Source organism: Stappia sp. (genome assembly GCF_048261845.1).
Classification (GTDB): Bacteria; Pseudomonadota; Alphaproteobacteria; order Rhizobiales; family Stappiaceae; genus Stappia.
Window position 1 is genome coordinate 222,000 of sequence record NZ_JBLXFR010000001.1, and the last position, 21,156, is coordinate 243,155.

At 64.8% G+C, this 21,156-nt stretch carries 20 protein-coding genes; 9 read left to right on the forward strand and 11 right to left on the reverse strand.

Going from position 1 to position 21,156, the window contains the following annotated elements:
- Nucleotides 1-11: 11 nt before the first annotated feature.
- Both ccoO and ccoN read right to left on the reverse strand, forming a co-directional pair.
- A complete protein-coding gene (gene ccoO, locus ACN0T5_RS01115) occupies nucleotides 12-746 on the reverse strand; it encodes a cytochrome-c oxidase, cbb3-type subunit II (RefSeq protein WP_417766771.1) in 735 nt (244 codons plus the stop codon).
- A gap of 13 nt (nucleotides 747-759) precedes the next feature.
- Nucleotides 760-2,412, reverse strand: a complete 1,653-nt coding sequence (ccoN, locus tag ACN0T5_RS01120) for a cytochrome-c oxidase, cbb3-type subunit I (RefSeq protein ID WP_417766772.1) — start codon at nucleotides 2,410-2,412, stop codon at nucleotides 760-762.
- Between the two features lie 356 nt (nucleotides 2,413-2,768).
- On the opposite strand from ccoN, the gene ACN0T5_RS01125 reads away from it, so the two are divergent.
- The gene (locus ACN0T5_RS01125) at nucleotides 2,769-3,335 is read left to right on the forward strand and encodes a GNAT family N-acetyltransferase (protein ID WP_417766773.1); all 567 of its coding nucleotides are present in this window, start codon (nucleotides 2,769-2,771) and stop codon (nucleotides 3,333-3,335) included.
- A gap of 40 nt (nucleotides 3,336-3,375) precedes the next feature.
- Here ACN0T5_RS01125 and ACN0T5_RS01130 read toward each other — a convergent pair whose 3' ends face one another.
- Nucleotides 3,376-4,452: an AbrB family transcriptional regulator gene (locus ACN0T5_RS01130; protein ID WP_417766774.1), complete on the reverse strand. Its 1,077-nt coding sequence runs from the start codon at nucleotides 4,450-4,452 to the stop codon at nucleotides 3,376-3,378.
- 149 nt (nucleotides 4,453-4,601) lie between these two features.
- Here ACN0T5_RS01130 and hemN point away from each other — a divergent pair, with 149 nt between their 5' ends.
- Nucleotides 4,602-5,951: an oxygen-independent coproporphyrinogen III oxidase gene (gene hemN, locus ACN0T5_RS01135; RefSeq protein ID WP_417766775.1), complete on the forward strand. Its 1,350-nt coding sequence runs from the start codon at nucleotides 4,602-4,604 to the stop codon at nucleotides 5,949-5,951.
- A gap of 105 nt (nucleotides 5,952-6,056) precedes the next feature.
- Here hemN and ACN0T5_RS01140 read toward each other — a convergent pair whose 3' ends face one another.
- The 7 genes from ACN0T5_RS01140 to ACN0T5_RS01170 form a co-directional block, all read right to left on the reverse strand.
- A complete protein-coding gene (locus tag ACN0T5_RS01140; RefSeq protein WP_417766776.1) occupies nucleotides 6,057-6,770 on the reverse strand; it encodes a Crp/Fnr family transcriptional regulator in 714 nt (237 codons plus the stop codon).
- A 229-nt stretch (nucleotides 6,771-6,999) separates the two neighbouring features.
- Nucleotides 7,000-7,338 carry a response regulator gene (locus ACN0T5_RS01145; RefSeq protein ID WP_417766777.1) on the reverse strand — a complete coding sequence of 113 codons (339 nt, stop codon included), beginning with the start codon at nucleotides 7,336-7,338 and terminating at the stop codon, nucleotides 7,000-7,002.
- A gap of 184 nt (nucleotides 7,339-7,522) precedes the next feature.
- Complete coding sequence (locus ACN0T5_RS01150) at nucleotides 7,523-8,134, reverse strand: response regulator transcription factor (protein WP_417766778.1); 612 nt, start codon at nucleotides 8,132-8,134, stop codon at nucleotides 7,523-7,525.
- Entirely contained in the window at nucleotides 8,131-9,318 is a 1,188-nt protein-coding gene (locus ACN0T5_RS01155; protein ID WP_417766779.1) for a two-component system sensor histidine kinase NtrB, read from the reverse strand. Before ACN0T5_RS01155 ends, ACN0T5_RS01150 begins: the two co-directional genes overlap by 4 nt.
- A 127-nt stretch (nucleotides 9,319-9,445) precedes the next feature.
- Complete coding sequence (locus tag ACN0T5_RS01160; protein WP_417766780.1) at nucleotides 9,446-10,615, reverse strand: pyridoxal phosphate-dependent aminotransferase; 1,170 nt, start codon at nucleotides 10,613-10,615, stop codon at nucleotides 9,446-9,448.
- Nucleotides 10,616-10,698: 83 nt separating this feature from the next.
- Nucleotides 10,699-11,127: a large-conductance mechanosensitive channel protein MscL gene (gene mscL / locus ACN0T5_RS01165; RefSeq protein ID WP_417766781.1), complete on the reverse strand. Its 429-nt coding sequence runs from the start codon at nucleotides 11,125-11,127 to the stop codon at nucleotides 10,699-10,701.
- A gap of 73 nt (nucleotides 11,128-11,200) precedes the next feature.
- Nucleotides 11,201-11,899: a hypothetical protein gene (locus tag ACN0T5_RS01170; protein WP_417766782.1), complete on the reverse strand. Its 699-nt coding sequence runs from the start codon at nucleotides 11,897-11,899 to the stop codon at nucleotides 11,201-11,203.
- 110 nt (nucleotides 11,900-12,009) lie between these two features.
- Here ACN0T5_RS01170 and ACN0T5_RS01175 point away from each other — a divergent pair, with 110 nt between their 5' ends.
- Both ACN0T5_RS01175 and ACN0T5_RS01180 read left to right on the forward strand, forming a co-directional pair.
- Nucleotides 12,010-15,534, forward strand: coding sequence for a NahK/ErcS family hybrid sensor histidine kinase/response regulator (locus ACN0T5_RS01175; RefSeq protein WP_417766783.1), 3,525 nt, complete (start codon nucleotides 12,010-12,012; stop codon nucleotides 15,532-15,534).
- A gap of 131 nt (nucleotides 15,535-15,665) precedes the next feature.
- Entirely contained in the window at nucleotides 15,666-16,265 is a 600-nt protein-coding gene (locus ACN0T5_RS01180) for a cytochrome P460 family protein (RefSeq protein ID WP_417766784.1), read from the forward strand.
- Between the two features lie 40 nt (nucleotides 16,266-16,305).
- Here the strand turns inward: ACN0T5_RS01180 and ACN0T5_RS01185 are convergent, their stop codons facing one another.
- Complete coding sequence (locus ACN0T5_RS01185; protein ID WP_417766817.1) at nucleotides 16,306-16,989, reverse strand: response regulator transcription factor; 684 nt, start codon at nucleotides 16,987-16,989, stop codon at nucleotides 16,306-16,308.
- A 370-nt stretch (nucleotides 16,990-17,359) separates the two neighbouring features.
- Between ACN0T5_RS01185 and ACN0T5_RS01190 the strand changes: the two genes are divergently transcribed.
- The 5 genes from ACN0T5_RS01190 to pip are packed head-to-tail and all read left to right on the forward strand — an operon-like array spanning nucleotide 17,360 to nucleotide 21,155.
- Nucleotides 17,360-17,659: a DUF4212 domain-containing protein gene (locus ACN0T5_RS01190; protein ID WP_417766785.1), complete on the forward strand. Its 300-nt coding sequence runs from the start codon at nucleotides 17,360-17,362 to the stop codon at nucleotides 17,657-17,659.
- Nucleotides 17,656-19,491, forward strand: coding sequence for a sodium:solute symporter family protein (locus ACN0T5_RS01195; RefSeq protein ID WP_417766786.1), 1,836 nt, complete (start codon nucleotides 17,656-17,658; stop codon nucleotides 19,489-19,491). Before ACN0T5_RS01190 ends, ACN0T5_RS01195 begins: the two co-directional genes overlap by 4 nt.
- 29 nt (nucleotides 19,492-19,520) lie before the next feature.
- A complete protein-coding gene (locus ACN0T5_RS01200) occupies nucleotides 19,521-19,817 on the forward strand; it encodes a hypothetical protein (protein WP_417766787.1) in 297 nt (98 codons plus the stop codon).
- Nucleotides 19,818-19,821: 4 nt separating this feature from the next.
- Nucleotides 19,822-20,151 carry a hypothetical protein gene (locus tag ACN0T5_RS01205; RefSeq protein WP_417766788.1) on the forward strand — a complete coding sequence of 110 codons (330 nt, stop codon included), beginning with the start codon at nucleotides 19,822-19,824 and terminating at the stop codon, nucleotides 20,149-20,151.
- Nucleotides 20,152-20,204: 53 nt separating this feature from the next.
- Nucleotides 20,205-21,155: a prolyl aminopeptidase gene (pip, locus tag ACN0T5_RS01210; RefSeq protein ID WP_417766789.1), complete on the forward strand. Its 951-nt coding sequence runs from the start codon at nucleotides 20,205-20,207 to the stop codon at nucleotides 21,153-21,155.
- The last annotated feature ends 1 nt before the right edge of the window (nucleotide 21,156 follow it).

The following is a 21,156-nucleotide window of genomic DNA, read 5'->3' on the forward strand; positions in this document are numbered from 1 at the left end:
ACTCCTTGTCGTCAACGCAGGTTGGCCTTGTCGTCGTAGATCGAGAAGTCGACCAGCGTGCCGAGCATCTGCAGATAGGCGACCAGGGCGTCCATTTCGCTCACCCGGCTCGGGTCGCCGTCGAAATCCCTGACAATGGCGTTCGGGTAGCGTTCCAGGAACGCGTCGACGTTGTCGCTGTCGGGATTGGCCTGGGCGACGAGGTCTCGTGCCGCCTCCCCGATCTGCGCCTCGCTGTAAGGCACCCCGACTGCGGCATTGGCCTTCAGGTGATCGGCGATGTCGCGTGTCTCGACCCGGGCGTTCAGCAGGAAGGGATAGCCGGGCATGATCGATTCCGGCACCACCGAACGCGGGTTCGCGAGATGATCGCGGTGCCATTCGTCCGAGTATTTCCCCCCGACGCGGGCAAGATCGGGACCGGTGCGCTTGGACCCCCACTGGAAGGGGTGGTCGTACATGCTCTCGGCGGCGAGGCTGAAATGCCCGTAGCGCTCCAGTTCGTCGCGCATGGTGCGGATCATCTGCGAGTGGCACAGATAGCACCCCTCGCGGATGTAGACATTGCGCCCGGCGAGCTCGAGCGGCGTGTAGGGACGCATCCCCTCCACCTTCTCGATGGTGCTCTTCAGGTAGAAGAGCGGTGCGATCTCGACGAGGCCGCCGATGGCGACGACAACGAGAATGCCGATGACCAGCACAATGGAGTGCTTCTCGAAAACTTCGTGCTTGTTCCAAAGGGACATGTCTGCCTCTCCCCTATTCAGCGGGGGCCAGGGCGCCGGCCGGAACGGTGTCGGCTTCCTCAGCCTCCCCGTGCCGGACGGTCATCCAGAGATTGTAGGCCATGATCAGCGAGCCGATGACGAACAGGGCCCCGCCGAGCGCGCGGATCACGTAGAAGGGGTACATCGCCTCGACGGTCTCGATGAACGAGTACTCGAGGAAGCCGAGCTGATCGTAGGCGCGCCACATCAGGCCCTGCATGATGCCCGAGACCCACATCGCGCAGATGTAGAGCACGATGCCGATGGTCGAGATCCAGAAGTGCCAGTTCACCAGCTTGAGCGAATAGACCTGCTTCTTGTTCCACAGCCACGGGATCAGGCAGTAGAGTGCCCCGAAGGAGATGTAGCCGACCCATCCGAGCGCGCCGGAATGCACGTGGCCGATCGTCCAGTCGGTATAGTGCGACAGGGAGTTGACCGCCTGCAGGCTCATCAACGGGCCTTCGAAGGTCGACATGCCGTAGAAGGCGATCGAGACCACCATCATCCGCAGCACCGGATCCGTGCGCAGCTTGTCCCAGGCCCCGGACAGGGTCATCAGGCCGTTGATCATGCCGCCCCATGAGGGCATCCACAGGATGATCGAGAAGGTCGCGCCGAGCGTCGAGGCCCATTGCGGCAAGGCGGTGTAGTGGAGGTGATGCGGGCCCGCCCAGATGTAGAGAAAGATCAGCGCCCAGAAGTGCACGATGGACAGACGGTAGGAATAGACCGGCCGCTCCGCCCGCTTGGGCACGAAATAATACATGATGGCGAGGAAGCCGGCGGTCAGGAAGAAACCGACCGCATTGTGGCCGTACCACCACTGCACCATGGCGTCCTGAACACCCGCCCACAGGATGTAGGACTTGGTTCCGAAGACCGACACCGGAACCGTCAGGTTGTTGATGATGTGCAGCATCGCGATGGTGATGATGAAGGCGAGGTAGAACCAGTTCGCCACGTAGATGTGCGGTTCCTTGCGCTTCCACAGCGTGCCGAGGAAAACGAGCAGGTAGGCGACCCAGACGATGGTCAGCCAGAGATCCGCATACCATTCCGGCTCGGCATATTCCTTCGACTGCGTGGCGCCGAGCAGATAGCCCGTTCCGGCAATGACGATGAAGATGTTGTAGCCGAGGATCACGAACCAGGGAGCGATGCTGCCCGGCATGCGGGCGCGGCTGGTCCGCTGGACCACGTAGAAGGAGGTCGCGAGCAGCACGTTGCCGCCGAAGGCAAAGATCACCGCGGATGTGTGCAAGGGCCGCAGCCGGCCGAAAGTCGTCCAGGGAAGATCGAAGTTCAGCGCCGGATAGGCAAGCTGCAGGGCGATGATGAGGCCGACCGTGAAACCGGCAACGCCCCAGAACACCGCCGCCCAGGCGCCGAACTTGATCGGGCCGAGGTTGTAGTTCGGCTTGCCGCCGACTTCCTGTGGCGCCGGGGCGCGACCGTCGAAATAGTTCTTGAAGATGACGAACGCCGCGGCCGCCGCCGCCAGCGAGCCGATCGACATGTGAAACGCCATGACCTGATCGTAGGTCTTGCCCGCGATGATCAGGCAGGCGAAGGCAATCACGACGAGAAATGCGGCGAAAAAGCCTTCCTCCATCGTGATGTATTTGGCTTGTGCTTGCGCCATTTTGCGCCCCGAGTCTCTTGATGATCCAACCCCACCGGGTCGAGGCGAACGGTATGACCTGCACACCGATTTGCGCCTTGATCCAGGTCAAGGGACCCTGAGACAACTCCACGGCGATTACATCCGCAAAAGCCCGGGTGCGACGAATTGTTTCTGGAATTTTTTCATTTTGAACAACGAGCTAGGTACTTTCACGTAGCGGTTTCGGTGGCCCGCGGACGGCGCATCTGCAGGGCCGCGCGGCCCTTGACCGATCGTCCTGCGCCAACCACATCGCAGGCGGGAAGCGCCCAGACATCCAGGTCCGGGCGCGCCACCCGCTCCAGGCCCCTCCGGACAGATCGGAACACCCGTCCATGCGACCAGACGTCTCCCGACTGACGCGCGGCACTGCTCGTCTTGTCCTTCGACCCTTCAGGACTGAGGATTTCGACGCCTACAGGGACTATCACCAGCGTGAGGACGTCTATCGTTTCCTGTACAGCAGACCTCCGGAAGCAGACGCGCTGCGGGCCAATTTCGAGGCGGCAATGCAGCCCGGGCTTGCCCGCGACGGCGATACGCTGCGCCTTGCGGTCGAGCGCCTGGAAGACGGAGCCGTCATCGGCGAGGTCTTGCTGAAACTGGCCGATGGCGCCGCGAAGCAGGCAGAGGTCGGCTATATCTTCAATCCGCGCCACGGCGGATCAGGCTATGCGACCGAAGCCGTCGAGGCGATGATCGGCATCGGCTTTCGCGTGTTCGGCTTCCACCGGATCTTTGCCCGCATCGACACGCTGAACCACGGCTCCGTCAGGATCGTCGAGCGGCTCGGTCTCCGGCGCGAGGCGCATTTCATCGAGAACGACCGCTTCGACGGCACATGGGGCGACGAGTACGTCTATGCCACGCTTGCACGGGAATGGCAGGCGGCTCGCGGCTGATCGAGGGCAGCCAGGGAGCGGTTCCGGCTCGGCCCTGGCTTCAGCTCCGCACGTCCGGCGGTCCGAGCAGCCGCCGCGTGATCAGAGGCAGCAGCAGCACCATGCCGACATAGCGCACGAGCTGATGGGCGGCGACGAAGGCGGGATCGAGATTGAGCAGGAAGGCAAGCAGCGTCATCGCCTCCAGCCCGCCCGGTGCGAAGGCGAGCAGAAGCTGGCCGAACGGCAGACCGAAGACAGCCCAGATCAGGCCGGAAATCGCGGTCGCGATGCTCATGCCGACGATGAACGCACCAAGCGACACGCCCAGCATCCGCGCGAATTCGCGCGGCGCCAGATTGGTGAAGCGGCAACCGATGACGCATCCGAGGCCGACTAGGGCCGGCAGGCTGAGCCATTGCGGCAATTCCACCTGCATCCAGCCGGCGGCGTTGACGATAGCGCTCAGGAAGAACGGACCGGTGAGCCAGCCGGCGGGCACGCCCGCACGGGTGAAGGCATAACCTGCCGCAAGACCGGCAGCGGCAAGCAGCGCCAGCATTTCGGGCGAGAGCGGATCGACCTGTGGCGGCAGCCCCAGCCCGTGCGTGTCGCTACCGACGATGATCGCAGGCAGGATCGCGACCAGCACGAAGACGCGAAAGCTCTGCGCCATCGCCACCCGCATCGCGTCCGCGCGCGGGTAGGAAAGCGTCAGGATCATCACATAGGACAGCGCTCCGGGGATCGCGGCGAAATAGGCGGTCGGCTTGTCCCAGCCCGCGATCCTGCGCTGGAAGAGATATGTGGCCCCGAGGATCGCCACGACGGACACGACCAGCAGCGCCATCGTCACGGGCCATTCGCCGATCCGCGCGATCGTTTCCGGCTTCACGCCGGACCCCATCGTCAGCCCCAGCACGACAAACAGCGCATCGCGCAGACCGTTCGGCATTCCGCAGGGAACGCCGGACAGAACGGCCACGGCAACCAGCACCATGGCTCCGGAGAGCCAGGCCGCGGGAAGGCCGAGGACATGAAAGATCGCGCCGCCCAGCGCACCCAGCACCAGTGTCGTGGCAGTCTTGAGAACGAGAGAGGCTTGCGGCGAAATGATCGTGATCCGGAAAGCTGACAAGAATCAAAGGTGCTGCATATTACGAATATCTGTCCGTCGGCGCATGCCTGAATTCCGCAACCGACCCCTGCACCGCGCGCAAGGCGGATCCGTGGACCCACTTGAGCCAGATCAAGGCGGAGGGGCGGCGGCAGGACAATTGTCGCCCCATGACAGATCTCGACCACCGCTACGCGACCCGCTCGGTTCCGCGCTACACCAGCTACCCGACCGCGCCGCATTTTCATGCCGGCGTGACCGGCGCAACCTATGGCGACTGGCTCGCCGCGCTTGCGCCGTCAGACAGCCTCTCGCTCTACGTCCACATTCCCTTCTGTCGCAGCATCTGTACCTATTGCGGTTGCCACACGAAGGCCGCGCGCCGGGACGGACCGCTCCACGACTACGCAAAGACGCTGCTGTCGGAAATCGACCTGGTCGCCGCACGGTTCGGCGGTCGTCGTCCGGTCACCCACATTCACTGGGGAGGCGGCACGCCGAGCCTGATGCCGCGCGAACCTTTCCTCGCGATCACCGCCGCGCTTCGCCGGCATTTCGACATCAGGGATAGCTGCGAACACGCCATCGAACTGGATCCGCGAACGGCAACGCCAGAACTCGTCGAGACCTTGCGCGATGCCGGCATCACCCGGGCGAGCCTCGGCGTGCAGGATTTCGACCTGACTGTGCAGAAGGCGATCGGTCGGGTGCAACCCTTCTCGCAGGTGGCCCGTGCCGTCGACCGGTTGCGCGCCGTCGGTATCACGGAGATCAATTTCGACCTGATGTACGGCCTGCCGCATCAGACCGTCGACACGATCGCCGAGACTGCTCGACTGACCCGTGAACTTGCGCCCGGCCGCATCTCGCTGTTCGGCTATGCCCACGTGCCCTGGATGAAGAAACACCAGCGTCTGATCGACGAGACGGCCCTGCCCGACACCCGCGCCCGCCTGGCGATGGCCGACTTCGCCCGCCGGGCCCTTGTGGACGCAGGTTACCGGACGATCGGGCTCGATCATTTCGCCCTGCCCTCCGACAGCATGGCGCTCGCATTGCACGCCGGCACGCTGCGCCGCAATTTCCAGGGCTATACCACCGATACCGCCTATACCCTGATCGGCTTCGGCTGTTCCTCCATCGGCAGGCTGCCGCAGGGCCATGTGCAGAACATGCCGGACACGGGTGGCTGGTCGCGGGCAGTGCGTGACGGGCTTCTGCCGGTGGCGCGAGGGTTCGCGCTCTCGAACGAAGACCGTGCGCGGGCCGCCATCATCGAGCAACTGATGACCGGGCATGTGGCTGACCTTGCACAGATCGCCCGCGCCCACGGGTTGGCCGAAGGGCATTTCGCCAGGGAACTTGCCGCGCTTGAGGAGATGATCGACGACGGCCTGGTCGAGGTCGGCAACTCACGGGTGACGATCACCGAACCGGGCCAGCGCTACGCCCGCGTGGCGGCGGCCGCCTTCGACGCCTATCTGCAACAGGGCACCGCGCGTCATTCGCTCGCCGTGTGAGGCAGGGCCACATGTCGAAACGCCGACAGAAAAACCCGGATACCGAAGTATCCGGGTCAACCCGCAGCGGAGTGCGGGCAAGGCAGAGTGCATCCCGGCCGTGTTTCAGTGAATGCCGGTCAGCTGGCACAGACCGCAGACGCGGTTGACATGAATGCGGTCCTGTCGCTCGAGACGGATCACACCGCGCCGCTTCAGTTCGGAGATCACCCGGCTGACCGTCTCGATCGTGAGACCGAGATAGTCGGCAATTTCCTGTCGTGTCATGCTCAGCGCCAGGTCATGGTCGTCATGCTCTGCGTCCCGCGGACCGATACAGTCCTCCCCGCCGCGGCCAGGCACCATGCGCAACAGGTAACTGGCGACGCGTTCCATGGCGGACTTGCGGCCAAGCAGCATCGCGTGCTCGTGCATCTTCTCCATCTGCGCGATCAGGCATTTGGAGATATGCCGCTGCAATGTGTTGCAGCCGTCGATCACTTTCCGGTCGAACGCAGAGACCCGCGTCGGCGTCAGCGTTTCCGCGGAGCAATCATAGCGCGTGCCGGCGGCGATGCCGAAGATCATGCCCGGATTGACGATCTCCACGACCTGCCGGCGCCCGTCCGGCAGCAGCTTGTAGAGCATGACAAGGCCTTCATCGAGTTCAAAGACCCGCTCGGCCTGGTCCCCCTCGTAGAAGATGATGGAGTGCTGTGCGTGGCGCAGGGGACGCGACTCGAGGCCTCTTCCGGTGTCGTCGTCGGCCCTGTGGTCGACAACGGGCGGCACGACAGTGAACTGGGAGATGCCCTCGTCGGTGCGGTCCAGATAAGCCATCGTCATCCTCCTTGGATCGTTCTGCGCGATTACCGGAAGTATTTCGACACGACTGGCCGTCCGCCTGCTTCGTGCCGCCCGCGCGTCCCGTCCGACAGCGGCGCTCCGTTAACCTGTCTCAATCCTAGTGGGATGTCGTCATGACTGTAATTCGGTCGTTTTCGTACGACGTATTACCTAGAGCGACATTTGCGCACAGTCGGCAATACGCCTGAAACATCCGTTTTCGTCAAAGATGGGCAACGAGCGATTCTTCGGTCAGCGGCTTGCGCAGCAGGACCGCCGGCATATTCGTGCCGAACAACTCGCCGATGGCACGGCTCGATTGTCCGGTGATCGCGATGACCTTGGGCGGACGCTTCATCGAATCAAGCCAGCGAATAAGCTGCATGCCGCTGACGCCGGGCAGACCGAGATCCACGATCACCGTATCCTCCTGTTGCGGAGGCTTGCTCTCAAAGAAACTTTCGGCGTCGGGATAAATGAAGGACTTGTGTCCGATCTGGTCGAGCAGAAGCGCGAGGGAATCTCCCACTCCAGGGTCGTCCTCGACAATATGAATGATCACCGACCTTTGTCCCTGCCAGCTGGCGGCAGGCGAGGGAAAGCCTCGCCAGCCACTCAATGGAATGGACCGGAGGCAGTGTACTCATCCGGTCGCCAGACGGGGAATATAGTCCTTTCGTGCCCCCTCAAAAATCAGGAGGAACACGCAAGGCGGACACTTCGCGAAAACGACTGCGGGGTGGCGTTCACTCGCGGGAAAGGACGATCCGAACCAGATCGGCGGCATTGCGCGCGCCCAGCTTCTCCATGATGCGGGCACGATGGACCTCGATCGTGCGCGGACTGATGCCGAGCGTGCGGCCCGCTTCCTTGTTGGAGGCGCCAGCGGTAATTTCCTCAAGCACCTCTCGCTCGCGCGGCGTCAGCGTGTCCGCTCCCGGGAATGTCCGTTCCGGCAATTCCTCGGCGGCCGTCTTCTGCGTTGCGGCAATGGCATCGCGAACGCGCGTCACCACCGTCTCGGCATCAAAGGGTTTCTCGATGAAATCGTGAGCCCCCTGCTTGATTGCCTCCACGGCCATCGGGATGTCGCCCTGACCAGAAATGACAAACACCGGTGTCCTGAACCCGTCCTGCTGCAGCTTGCGCAGGATCTCGATGCCGGACTGGCCCGGCATGTGAACGTCGAGAATGACACAGTCACCGGGAGCACCGCCAGTTCCCACAAAATCGAGAAAGGCCTCGCCGGTCTCGAACGAGGCAACGACGTAACCTTCAAGGTCGAGCACCACCGTCAGGGCGTCGCGGATCGCAGGATCATCATCGACAATGTGGATTGTCTGCGCGCGCTCGCTCATGCGGTCGGTCCTTTCATGGTTGGAACGGTGTCGGCGGATGCGCCGTTCTGCGCCGGCCTGCCGAGCGGCAGTCGCAGCACGAACGCGGCCCCTCCCTCGCCCCCGTTTGGTTCGACGGCGAGATCACCGCCGTGATTTTGCGCGATGGAACGGGAGATCGTGAGGCCAAGGCCGAGGCCGCCCTTCTTGACGCTTGAGAAGGCGCTGAAAAGGGTCGGAACCACCTCGGCGGGTACACCGCCGCCTGAATCGGTGATGCGGATGAACAGATCTTCACCCAGGATCGTGGCCGACACGCCCACACGCTTGACCGGTGTGCTGCGCACCGCTTCCAGCGCGTTCCTGACCAGGTTGATCAGGATCTGCTGTATCTGGACCGGATCGACGCTGATGGGCGGCAATCCGTCGGCAACGGAGTTCGTGATGTCGATGCCGCTGCAATCCGTCCCAAGCGTCACCAGTTCGAGGCATTCGCGCACAAGCTGGGCGATGTCGACCGGACGGCGCTCGGGATCGCGCTTCTCGACGAAACGGCGCATGCGCTGGATGATGTTGCTCGCCCGCTCGGCCTCGCGCACACCCTTGTCGACGATCTCGACCAGCTTGCCGTCAGAGTGATCGTCGCCGACCTTCCGCTTGGCGGCCTGCAGGTACAGCATGATTGCGGTGAGCGGCTGGTTGAGTTCGTGCGCGATCGCGGCGCCCAACTCGTCGAGCGCGCTGATGCGGGTCATGCTGACGAGTTGCCCCTGCACTTCGGCAAGGCGCCGTTCGACGACCTTGCGCTGGCGCAGATCCCGCAAGATGCCGATGAACTGGCGCCCTTCCGGCGTTGCCGCCTCACCAACCGACAGCTCGAGGGGAAACTCGGTCCCGTCACGGTGACGACCGCGAACCTCGCGGCCGATACCGATGATGCGCTTTTCTCCGGTGTCGAGATAATGCCGTACATACCCGTCATGCGCTTGGGCATAGTCCGAAGGCATCAGGAGCTTGACGTTCTGCCCCCGCACCTCTTCTGCAGAATATCCGAACAGCGTTTCACAGGCCTTGTTGAAAAGGATGATCCGGGCCCGGTCGTCCATCACGACGATCCCGTCGACAGCCGTTTCCAGCACGCTCTCAAGACGCGCCTCCGACACGCTCGGAGGAACCGGTGAGCCCTGACTGTTGTCCTCACGCATGCCCGACCCAATCCAAACCGGTTCCGTCACCCGGCCACCATGGCGCCGCTTCCGGAAATGTCTTCTACAGTCAGAAGATTATTTTCACGTGTACGCAAAAATCCGTAGCGCAGATACGTGTGTGCCGTCAACGCGCGAGCCACGCGGAAAGCCGCTGCGAGGCCCGCTCCAGATCGGTCCGGGAGCGGGCGAAACACAGGCGCAGAAAGCCCTCGCCGCCCTCGCCGAACGCGCTTCCGGGAGCAAGGCCGACACCCGTTTCCGCGACGATGCGCTTTGCCGTCTCGCGGCAATCGGGATGACCGTCTATGCCGAAAAAGACATAGAAGGCACCTTGCGGCCGGGCGAAACGCACCCGGTTGCTCCCCCCGAGCGCCTCGCGGATGACGGCGAGGCCCTCGTCGGCGCGACGAACCTGCTCGGCAACGAAGGCTTCTCCCTCACCCAACGCGGCCACCGCCGCACGCTGCATGAACTCCGCCACGCCGGACGTCGAATACTGGATGAGGTTCTCGACGACCTGCCCCATGGCCGGCGGCGCTGCCAGCCAGCCGATACGCCAGCCGGTCATGGCCCAGTTCTTGGAGAACGTGTTCACGTAAAGGATCAGATCGTCCGGCTCCGACACATCGAGAAACGAGGGTGCGCGCGCTTCCCCTCCCGGAACGAAGCGGCTGTAGACCTCGTCCGAAATGATCCACAAGCCTCGGCGGCGTGCCTCTTCCAAAATGGCCGCCAGGGTCTCGCGGTCGGCCATCCAGCCGGTCGGGTTGGAGGGCGAGTTGAGGTAGATGGCGCGCGTGCGCGGCGTCACCGCGGCGAACAGGCGCTGCACGTCAAGCGTCCAGCCGTCCGGCGAAAATTCCAGCGGTACGGCGACGGCTCGCGCGCCCATCACACCGATCGCGGCAGGGAAATTCGGCCACGCCGGCGATGGATAGACCACCTCGTCGCCGGCGCCGGCGACCGCCTGAACGGCGATCTGGATCGCCTGCATGCCGGATCCCGTAACGAAAAAGCGTTCACTGCCCCAGTCCCGGCCGAAGTGACGCAGGTGATAATCGGCAAGCGCCTCGCGCAGCGCCGGGACGCCCCTCTGATAGGTGTAGAAGGTCTCGCCCCGTTCGAGCGATTCCTCCGCAGCCCGGCGAATGAACCCGGGCGTGGGAAGGTCGCCCTCGCCAACCCAGAGCGGGATCAGGTCCTCACGCTCCCGGGCGAAGTTCACCACTTCGACAATACCGCTTTCAGGCGCGGAACGCGCCTCCGGCCGCAGGGCCGCAATCACATCAGGCATGGGTCAGCTCTTGGCGGGGTTGGGCCGGGCACCCGGCGGTCGGAACGCGGCCTCGCGTTGCCGTCGCCGGGCACAAGCCGCTATCAGCGGGACTTCAACAGGTCGCGGATCTCGGCCAGAAGTTCCTGGTCCTTGGTCGGTGCCGGCGGCGCGGAGGGGGCCGCCTTTTCCTTTTCGCGCAGGCGATTGACGCCCTTGACCACGACGAACAGGGCAAAAGCGACGATGACGAACTTGATGACGGCGTTGACGAACAGCCCGATGTTCCATGTCACCGCGCCGGCTTCCTTTGCCGCCTCGATGGTGAGGTAGGGACCGGGCGTCGCGCCTTCGCTGAGAATCACGAAAAGCTGGGAAAAATCGATGCCGCCGATGATCAGGCCGATCGGCGGCATGATCACGTCGTCGACCAGCGACGAGACGATGGCGCCGAACGCCGCGCCGATGATGATGCCCACGGCCATGTCGACCATGTTGCCCTTGACGGCAAACGCCTTGAATTCTTTCAACATGATGGTTCCGTCCGTTGCTGTTCGGGATGGTGGCCGGTGCCGCGCGCGACAGGCCGGTCGTGCCATTTGTCGTTTAGCACGGCGCCGGCGTTCCTGAAATTGGAGAGTTCCCGGAGACCCCCGCGATCTGCGCGGCGTCCATGTCCCGGACGAACCGTGCATGGGTACCGGCGAGCACCAGCCGCAGCAGGTTGCGCAGGACCTCTTCCTCGCCCTGCCTGCGGTCCGGTTTGTCGATCGGGTCGAGCGGCAGCATTGCGTGAAACCGGGCAGCCCCGGGCCGCGAGACCATCGAGCGCAGATCCGTCGGCGGTCGCTCCGCGAGCCGCTCGATCGCTGCCCGGGCGTCGTCCTGCGCTGTGCCGTCCACCATCTTCAATCGGTCCAGCGCGGCCAGCGCCTCGCGCTGCAGGGTCGCGTCGAAATGCGCGGCCCTCTCCCATGTCGCCAAGGCGCCGCCGACAGGCAGGTCGCGATCCGCCCGCATGTCATCGGCCGCCAACATGTCATGGGCCGCCAGACGCGCCGCCCGCGTCACCCAAACGAGGCACAGGGGCGCCGCCCGATGCCGCGCGGCATCGAGCCGTTCCTGAAAGACGGACGAAGAGAAAAGGGATGGCCAGCCGCGCCCGGTCCGCATCCTCGCATAGTCCTGCATCACGCGGTTGCACAGGTAGCCGGCCTCCAGGGCGAGCGCGCCGGCAAGATCGCCAGGCTCGGCAAGCGCTGCCGCGCGTTTCCCGTGCAGCCAGCGCCGAATTCGTTGCAGCACCCCGTGTCTCCTATCGCCGTCCGGCCAATGGACAGCACCGGACAACTGTGCTCCGATCGACGAAAGCTGGCAAGGAGGGGCCGGCGGGTGATGCGGGAGGAACGGCACGGATGCTGGAGGGATGGGTCGTCGTCGTCGCGGCGCTCGGCTATGTCTTGTTGTTGTTCGCCATCGCCAGCTACGGCGACAGGACCGCGCGCTGGACGACCTCCGGGCACGGCCGCCCGCTGATCTATGCTCTCTCCATTTCCGTCTACTGCACCTCCTGGACATTCTTCGGCTCGGTTGGCACTGCAACACGCAGCGGCCTGGAATTCCTGACGATCTATATCGGCCCGATCCTGGTTTTCGCGCTCGGCTATCCCTTGCTGCGCCGGATCATCCGCCTTGCCAAGAGCGAGCGGATCACATCGGTGGCCGACTTCATCGGCGCACGCTACGGCAAGAGCCAGCCGGTCGCGGCCGTCGTGGCGATCATCGCCGTTGTCGGCATCGTTCCCTATATCGCCCTGCAGCTGAAGGCCGTGTCGCTGTCCGTGACCACGATGATCGGCCGCGTCGACCTGTCCGGGGGATCTCCGGGCCTGCCCTATCTCGACGACATCACCTTGATGATTGCCATGGGCATGGTCGTCTTCGCCTGGCTGTTCGGCACCCGTCACATCGACGCGACGGAGCACCAGGAAGGACTGATGCTGGCCATCGCGGCGGAAGCGGTGGTCAAGCTCTTCGCCTTCCTGGCGATCGGCATCTGGGTCACCTATTTCCTCTATGACGGACCGGGCGAGCTGTTCACCGCGATGGCCGCCGATGCCCGGGTCGTCGACGCGATGGCGGGCGAGTTGTCCGGCGGCAACTGGGTGGTGATGACACTGCTGTCGGGCATCGCCGTCATCCTGCTGCCGCGCCAGTTCCATGTCACGGTGACCGAGAACAATTCCAGCGCGGAACTGCGCCGCGCCACGTGGCTGTTTCCGCTCTACCTGGTCGCCATCAACCTTTTCGTCGTGCCGATCGCCGCGGCCGGAATGATCATTCTCGGCCCCTCCACCAATCCGGACACCTATGTGCTGGCGCTGCCGATCGCCGCCGACAACCCGTGGCTGGCAATGGTCGCCTTCGTCGGCGGTCTTTCGGCGGCAACCGCCATGGTGATCGTTGCCAGCGTCGCGCTGGCGATCATGATTTCCAACGATCTCGTCATGCCGCTGGTGCTCCGCCGCTCCAGCGAGGACGCCATCATCTCGTCCAAGGGCGAGGACATGAGCCGCCTCCTGCTGCTGACGCGGCGGGCGGCGATCTTCGTTACCCTGCTGCTGGCCTATGCCTACTACCGTGCCGCCGGCGACACCGCCGCACTGACCTCCATCGGCCTCCTGTCCTTCGCCGCCATCGCGCAATTCGCGCCCGCCTTCTTCGGCGGTCTCGTCTGGCGGCGAGGCACGGCGCGCGGGGCCATCGCCGGCATGCTCTCCGGCTTCGCAATCTGGGTCTACACGCTGCTGCTGCCGACCTTTGCCCAGTCGGGCCTGATGTCGGACGGCTTCATGGAGAACGGTCCCTTCGGCATCTGGCTGTTGCGACCGCAGGCGCTGTTCACGCTCGCCTCCGACCCCCTCACCCACGGCGTCTTCTGGAGCCTGGCGATCAATGTCGGCGCCTATGTGCTGGTCTCGCTGTCGCGCGCGCCGGAGCCGATCGAGCGCCTGCAGGCCAACATCTTCGTGCCGGCGGAACTGTCGCCCACGCCAGGGCTGCGCTTGTGGCGGACATCGGTCACCGTCGGCGATCTGCAGGCGACCATTGCCCGTTATCTCGGCGAGGAGCGCACCGAACGCTCGTTCCGGCGCTTCGCCCGTGAGCGGGGGCGCGATTCCGATCCGGCAGCGCTCGCCGACGCCCAGATCCTGCGGTTTTCCGAGCAACTGCTCGCCAGCGCCATCGGCGCCGCCTCCTCGCGGCTCGTCCTGTCGCTTCTGGTCAAGCGGCGGGATGCTTCCAGCAAGGGCGCGCTGAAGCTGCTCGACGATGCAACCGTCGCGATCCAGTACAATCGCGACCTCCTGCAAACCGCGCTCGATCAGGTCCGGCAGGGCATTTCCGTGTTCGACCGCGACCTGCGGCTGATCTGCTGGAACCGCCAGTTCCGCGAACTGCTCGGATTGCCGGCGGAATACGGCCAGGTCGGAACGCCGCTCGACGCGATCCTGCGCTACAACGCCAAGCGCGGCGAATTCGGCAACGATTCCGTCGAAGCGACGGTCGGCGACCGCATCGACAAGCTCGCCGTGCGCCACGAAACGTTCCAGGAACACATGATCAATGGCGGCCTCGTCCTGGAGGTGCGCACCAGCCCGATGCCCGATGGCGGCATCGTCACCACCTATACCGACATCACCGAACGCGTGCTCGGCGAGGAGGCGCTCGCGCGCGCCAACGAAACGCTGGAGCGAAGGGTGCGCGAGCGAACGCTGGAACTCACGCGCGTCAACGAGGAACTGACGGAGGCAACCGCGCTCGCAGACGAGGCCAACCTCGGCAAGACGCGTTTCCTCGCCGCTGCCGGCCACGACATCCTGCAACCGCTGAACGCGGCGCGTCTCTATGCCTCCAGCCTGATCGAGCGCTTCTCCGAAGGCGAGCTCAAGCATCTGGTGCAGAATGTCGGCGCGTCGCTGGAATCGGTGGAGGAAATCATCGGGGCGGTCCTCGACATCTCGCGACTCGACACCGGCGCGTTGAAGCCCGAGGTCACGGTGTTCCGGCTGGAGGAAATCCTCAATCCGCTACGCACCGAGTTCGAGCCGGTTGCGCGCGAAAAGGCACTCGACCTGCGCATCCTGCCGACTCGCATCAGCGTACGCTCGGACCGGCGGCTGCTGCGCCGCCTGCTTCAGAACCTTGTGTCCAACGCCATCAAGTACACCCGTTCGGGTCGCGTCCTGGTGGGTGTCCGGCGGCGACGCGGCAAGGTCGTCGTCGAGGTGTTCGATACGGGCATCGGCATTCCCGAATCGAAACAGAAACTGATCTTCCTGGAATTCCACCGCCTTGATGACGGCGCCCGCGAGGCGCGCGGCCTTGGCCTCGGCCTGTCGATCGTCGAGCGCATCGCCCGCGTCCTCGACCACCCGGTCGAACTCGTTTCGCGCGCGGGCCACGGCTCGCGCTTCTCCATAGAGCTCCCGGTCGCTGCATCGGTGCCGGTGGTCATGGAAGCGCCGGCGCCGCTGCCAAACGCCTCCGCGCTGCGCGGCCTGCATGTGCTTGTCATCGACAACGAGCCGCAGATCCTCGACGGCATGCGGGTGCTGCTCAGCGGCTGGGGGTGCCGGGTGACAACCGCGCTGGATCCCCGTGAAGCGGCGCGAAAGGCGAGCGAGAATGGCGACCGGCCGGATGTCCTCGTCGTCGACTACCATCTCGACGAAGGCACCGGAGTTGAAGCCGTCGTCCAGCTGCGCTGGCGCTTCGGCGTCGAGATCCCGGCGATGCTGGTCACCGCCGACCGAAGCCAGACGGTCCGGGCCGAGGCTGCGTCGAAGGGCATGGACATGCTCAACAAGCCGCTCAAGCCTGCCGCCCTTCGCGCCTATCTTTCGCGGCTTCGCGGCACCGCGACCGCCGCCGAGTGACGCAGGTCACAATTCCCTTCAAGCGACCGTGTAAAGGCTTGCCTTGTCCGTGACCAACGAAACACGGAAGATATTGATGCGCGGTCGCATCCTGCCGCGCGAACACCTCTGACCGCCGCGGGGACCTACACATGAAACGATGTCTGCAACTGGTTGTGTCCGGCCTGGCGCTCGCCGTGTCCGGCCAGGTCGCACATGCGGCCTGCGACGTCGACAAGGCGGGCGACGACCTGACACCGTCCGAGGTGACCGCAGTCTACGACTGTCTCAAGGCCGACCTTCATGACGGTTACCGGCAGGGCGACAAGCGCTGGATCCCGGCCGAATACGTCACCTCCTACCGCTCTTGGACACCCGCCAGCGCCTTTCCGGCGGCGCCCGGCTTCCATGGCGCACGGTTCCTGATGACCTATGTCAACGAGATCGGCGCCAACACCTATCTTGAGTACAAGGAAGAGAACGTCGTCGTTCCCGCCGGCACGGTGATCGCCAAGGAAAGTTTCGCGGTTGACGACCAGGGCAAGGTACAACCCGGTCCGCTTTTCATCATGGAAAAAGTCGCGGCCGGCAGATCTCCCCAGACCGACGACTGGTTCTACATGGCGGTTGCGCCGAACGGGTCGCCGATGGCCATGGACGTGATTTCCGCCTGCAGCGAGTGTCATCAGCAGAACTTCGGCGCGCAGGGCGGCCTCGGTTACCCGGTTCCCGAGGCGCGGATCACACGCTGATCCCCGCCCCTGCCGTGTCTGGCGGAGGACAGGCTCGCGCTCAGCGGGCCACCGCCGCCTGCCACTGGCCCAGCTCGATCCTGGAGGCCGCGATCACCGCCTGGGTCCGGCTTTCGACGCCGAGCTTCTGCAGAATCGCCGAGACATGCGCCTTGACGGTCGCCTCCGAGACGCTGAGCTCGTAGGCGATCTGCTTGTTGAGTAGTCCCTCCGACAGCATCATCAGCACCCGCACCTGCTGCGGCGTCAGCGTCGCGAGGCGGTGGACCATGTCGAGAAGCTCGTCGTCATCCTCACCGAGATCGACGTCGGGCGGCGTCCAGACCCCGCCCGCCATGACGCTGAGAACGGCATCGCGAATCACCTCGATGCCGAGCGACTTGGGAATGAAGCCGGACGAGCCGAGTTCCATGCAGCGGCGGATCGTCGAGACGTCCTCGGTCGCCGAGACGATGACGACCGGCACGCTCTGGTACTGGGCGCGAAGATACATCAGCCCGGAAAACCCCCGCATGCCCGGCATCGACAGGTCGAGCAGGACGAGGTCCACCTCTTCATGCTTCTCGAGTTGCGCGGCCGCATCCTCAAGCGTTCCCACCTCGGATATTCCCGCCCCCGGATAAAGCGTCTCGAGCGCCTGACGCAGCGCGCCGCGAAACAGCGGATGATCGTCGGCAATCACGAAATGATAGCTTGCGTTGTCCGACACGCCGGCTTCCTCCATCGACGTCGGCCGAGACACGCCGCGCGCGAGTTGTCGCGCCGCCCCCTCGTACCTTTCCTTGACCGGCGCGCCTGCGGACTGGCTCGCCCGCGAAGGCCGGCACCGGTCTCCCCCCAGAACCGATCTTTCCGGCTCCCCCACCGTTCTGATCAGTTTCGCACCGCATTATCGCCACTGGCCCCGACGGCTTCAAGCGGCAGCGGACCGCCAGCGTACTCGAGGGCGGCAGCGTTCTCCTGTCCCGGGCATGTCCTTGCACAATTTTCCACGGCGGCACAGTCGTAGATGTGCCGAATGCTGGGCCATACTGGTTGCGGTGCGAATCACCTATTGCCATGGCAGGATGGCATCCGTCCGGAGATTCTGACGAATGACGCAGCTTTCGGGACAGCAGCCCGCGAACGCGAAGCGATGGTGGCCGCACACGATTCAGCTGGCCTTGCTGACCCTGGCTGTCCTGGCCATTTTCGCATTCGCGGTCCATGCCTTTGTCGGCGACCTCGACACATTGGTCTTCTTCGGCTTTCCGCTCGGCTACTACATGGCCGCACAAGGCTCGGTCATCGCCTTTGTCGTCCTTGCGTTCTGGTTCGTCGATCGGCAGGAGCGGATCGACCGGAACGCAGGCCTGGCGGAGCCTGCTCCCCGCGACCCGGAGGACAGCCTGTGACCCCGCCCGGCGCACCGGATCCGTTCCTCGACAATCTCGGCCGCATCTACGGGACGTTCGTCGGCGGTCTCGTCGCCATCGTCGGGACACTGGCGATCCTGGAGCAGCTCGGCCTTCCCGACCAGATCATCGGCTATGTCTTCGTTTTCGTGACACTTGCCATCTATGCCGGTATCGGGATCGCGACCCGCACCATGCGCGTCTCGCAATACTACGTCGCGGGACGTCAGGTTCCGGCTGTCTACAACGGCATGGCAACCGCCGCCGACTGGATGTCGGGTGCATCCTTCGTCGGCATGGCCGGTACGCTCTACCTGCTCGGCTATGACGGCCTGGCCTATGTGATCGGCTGGACCGGCGGTTTCGTCCTCGTCGCCGTCCTGATCGCGCCGTTCCTGCGCAAGTTCGGCGCCTTCACGGTGCCGGACTTTCTTGGCGCGCGCTTCGGCGGAAACCTGGCGCGAACTATCGGCATCCTCATCCTCTTCGCCTGTTCCTTCACCTATGTGGTGGCGCAGATCTACGCCACCGGCCTGATCGCCTCGCGCTTCCTCGGCTTCGCGTTCGAAACCGCAGTCTATGTCGGGCTTGGCTGCATCCTGCTGTGCTCGATGCTTGGCGGCATGCGCGCAGTCACCTGGACACAGGTTGCGCAGTATCTGGTGCTGATCGTTGCCTATCTGCTGCCGGTCGCCATCCTGTCCGCGCAGGAATTCGGCTTTCCCCTGGCCCAGGCCACCTATGGCGGCATTCTCCAGCGGATCACGGAACTCGAGCAGCAAATGCTCTCCTCCGGCCTTGCCGACCCGGCGACGCTGGTGCCACATCTTCAGCCTTTCACCACGCTCGATCCGCTCAATTTCTTCGCGCTGATCGGTTGCCTGATGATCGGCACCGCCTCCCTGCCGCACGTCCTGATGCGCTACTTCACGGCGGCCAGCGTGCGCGATGCCCGCCGTTCGGTCGCCTGGACCCTGCTCTTCGTTGGCATTCTGTATGTTACCGCGCCGGCCTATGCCGCCTTTGCCAAGCTGGAAGTCTACCAGAACGTCATTGGCGCCGGCCTCGATGCATTGCCGCAGTGGATCTACACCTATGGCAAACTCGGGCTTGTCGACATTTGCGGGCAGACCGCGGCCTCTGCCGACGCGGTGCGCGAGGCTTGCGCGGCGCAACCCGGCAATACCGGCGTGCTGCGCCTTCCCGATCTGGTGATAGATCGCGACGTCATCGTCATCGCGATGCCGGAAATAGCCGGACTGCCCTACGTGATCGCCGGGCTCGTCGCAGCCGGAGGCCTTGCCGCGTCCCTCTCCACCGCCGACGGGTTGCTGCTTGCGATCGCAAACGCGCTCAGCCACGATGTCTATTATCGCATGGTCGACACGCGCGCGCCGGCGAGCCGGCGGTTGTTCATCGCCCGCCTGCTGCTGCTGGGCGCCGCGCTCCTGGCCGCCTTCGTCGCGTCGTTGCGTCCTTCCGACATTCTCTCGATGGTCGCATGGGCCTTTTCTCTCGCCGGAGCCGGCCTGTTTCCGGCACTGGTGCTCGGCATCTGGTGGCGACGCTGCACGGCGGCGGGCGCCGTCTGCGGCATGATCGCCGGCTTCGGCGTCGCCCTCTACTATCTGGCGATGACCCAGTTCGGCGGCATGGAAGAGTGGTACGGGGTCAAGAACGTCTCGGCGGGCCTGTTCGGCATCCCGCTCGGCTTTGCAGTCGCGATACTTGTCAGCCTGGTCACCCCGGCACCGTCGCGCCATGTGCAGGCGCTGGTTCTGGAAATCCGCAAGCCGTCGGGCGAGCCGGTCCTGCACGACCGCGCTTCGTGACACCCCCCGGGAACGGGAGCTGAGGCCGGATGAGCCTGTCGGTCTTCATGGTCGTCAATTTCCTGCTAGCCACGCTCATGTATCTCATGCTCGGGCGGCTGGTGCTGCGCCTGCTGCTCGGATCGCGGGAAAGCGGCATCGTCCAGAACGCCTTCGCGCGTGGCACGGACCCCGTCATCGTCGCCGTTCGCCTGGTCACGCCCCGGCGCGTGCCCGACACGTTGCTGCTTCTGTTTGCAGCCGTCTGGCTCATCGTCCTGCGGGTCGTACTGGCCGTCAGCCTTTCCAAGGCCGGCCTTCTGGCCCGCGCCGGCACGGGGGGCTGACAGGATGGCGCGCGATCACGGATTTCTTGCCGCAACAGCGCTGCTGGCGCTTGCCAACGGATTTTTCAATCCCCTGCTCGCGCCCCAGGCGATGGCGGCGGTCATTCTGCTCGCGCCGCAGCCCGTCGCCGCTCTGCCGCAGGCGCTGATGTTTCTCGCCATCGTCCTCGGCGCCCTGCTGACGCTCGTCGCCGGCGGTGTTCCGGCGGCCCTTTACGAACGCGCACTCGGCAGGCAGCCCGGCGACCGCGGCACGGCTCTGGTCTGGCTTTGCGCGACCGCGGTGCTCAGCCTGCCGGCAATCGCAATGGTCGGCAGGCTGCTTTTGCGTTAGTTGAATCCTGTCCCGCCAAAGGCCGTAACGGGCCGCCCCAAGGAACGCATCCGATGACCGAAGCGCTGTTTCCCCCGCTGCAACCCTATGCCACCGGCCACCTGCCCGTCAGCGAGTTGCACACGCTCTACTACGAGGAATGCGGCAACCCGCAAGGCATCCCGGCGGTGCTGCTGCATGGCGGGCCTGGCGGCGGGGCGGGCGAGATCATGCGCCGCTTCCACGATCCCGACCGCTACCGGATCATTCTCTTCGACCAGCGCGGTTGCGGCCGCTCGACGCCGCATTCGGAACTGCGCGAGAACACCACCTGGGACCTGGTTGCCGACATCGAACGGCTGCGGGAACACCTTCGCATCGACCGCTGGCAGGTCTTCGGCGGCTCCTGGGGGTCGACGCTGGCGCTCGCCTATGCGCAGACCCATCCCGGCCGGGTGACAGCGCTGGTGCTGCGCGGCATCTTCCTGCTGCGCCGCGCCGAACTCCTGTGGTTCTACCAGGAGGGCGCAAGCTGGCTCTATCCGGATCTCTTCGCGCCGTACCGGGATTTCATCCCGCAGGCCGAGCGCGACGACCTGATCGCCGCCTACCACCGCCGACTGACCGGAACCGACGAGGCGATGCAGGTGGCGGCAGCGCAACGCTGGGCGGTGTGGGAAGGGTCGACGCTTTCGGTGCTGCGCGACCCGGCCCGCGAAGCTGCATTCGCAGAGGCGCGTTACGCCCATGCCTTCGCCCGGATCGAGGCGCATTATTTCGTCAATGGCGGCTTTTTCACCCATGACGACCAGCTGCTGCGCGGCGTCTCGGCGATCCGCGACATCCCCGCCGTGATCGTCCATGGTCGCCACGACGCGATCACGCCGATGAAGAACGCGATCGATCTCGCCAATGCCTGGCCGGAAGCGGAACTGCGCATCATCGAGGATGCCGGCCACGCGGCAAGCGAACCGGGCATCGTCTCGGCGCTGGTCGGCGCCACCAAGGCCTTCGCCCGGGGCTGAC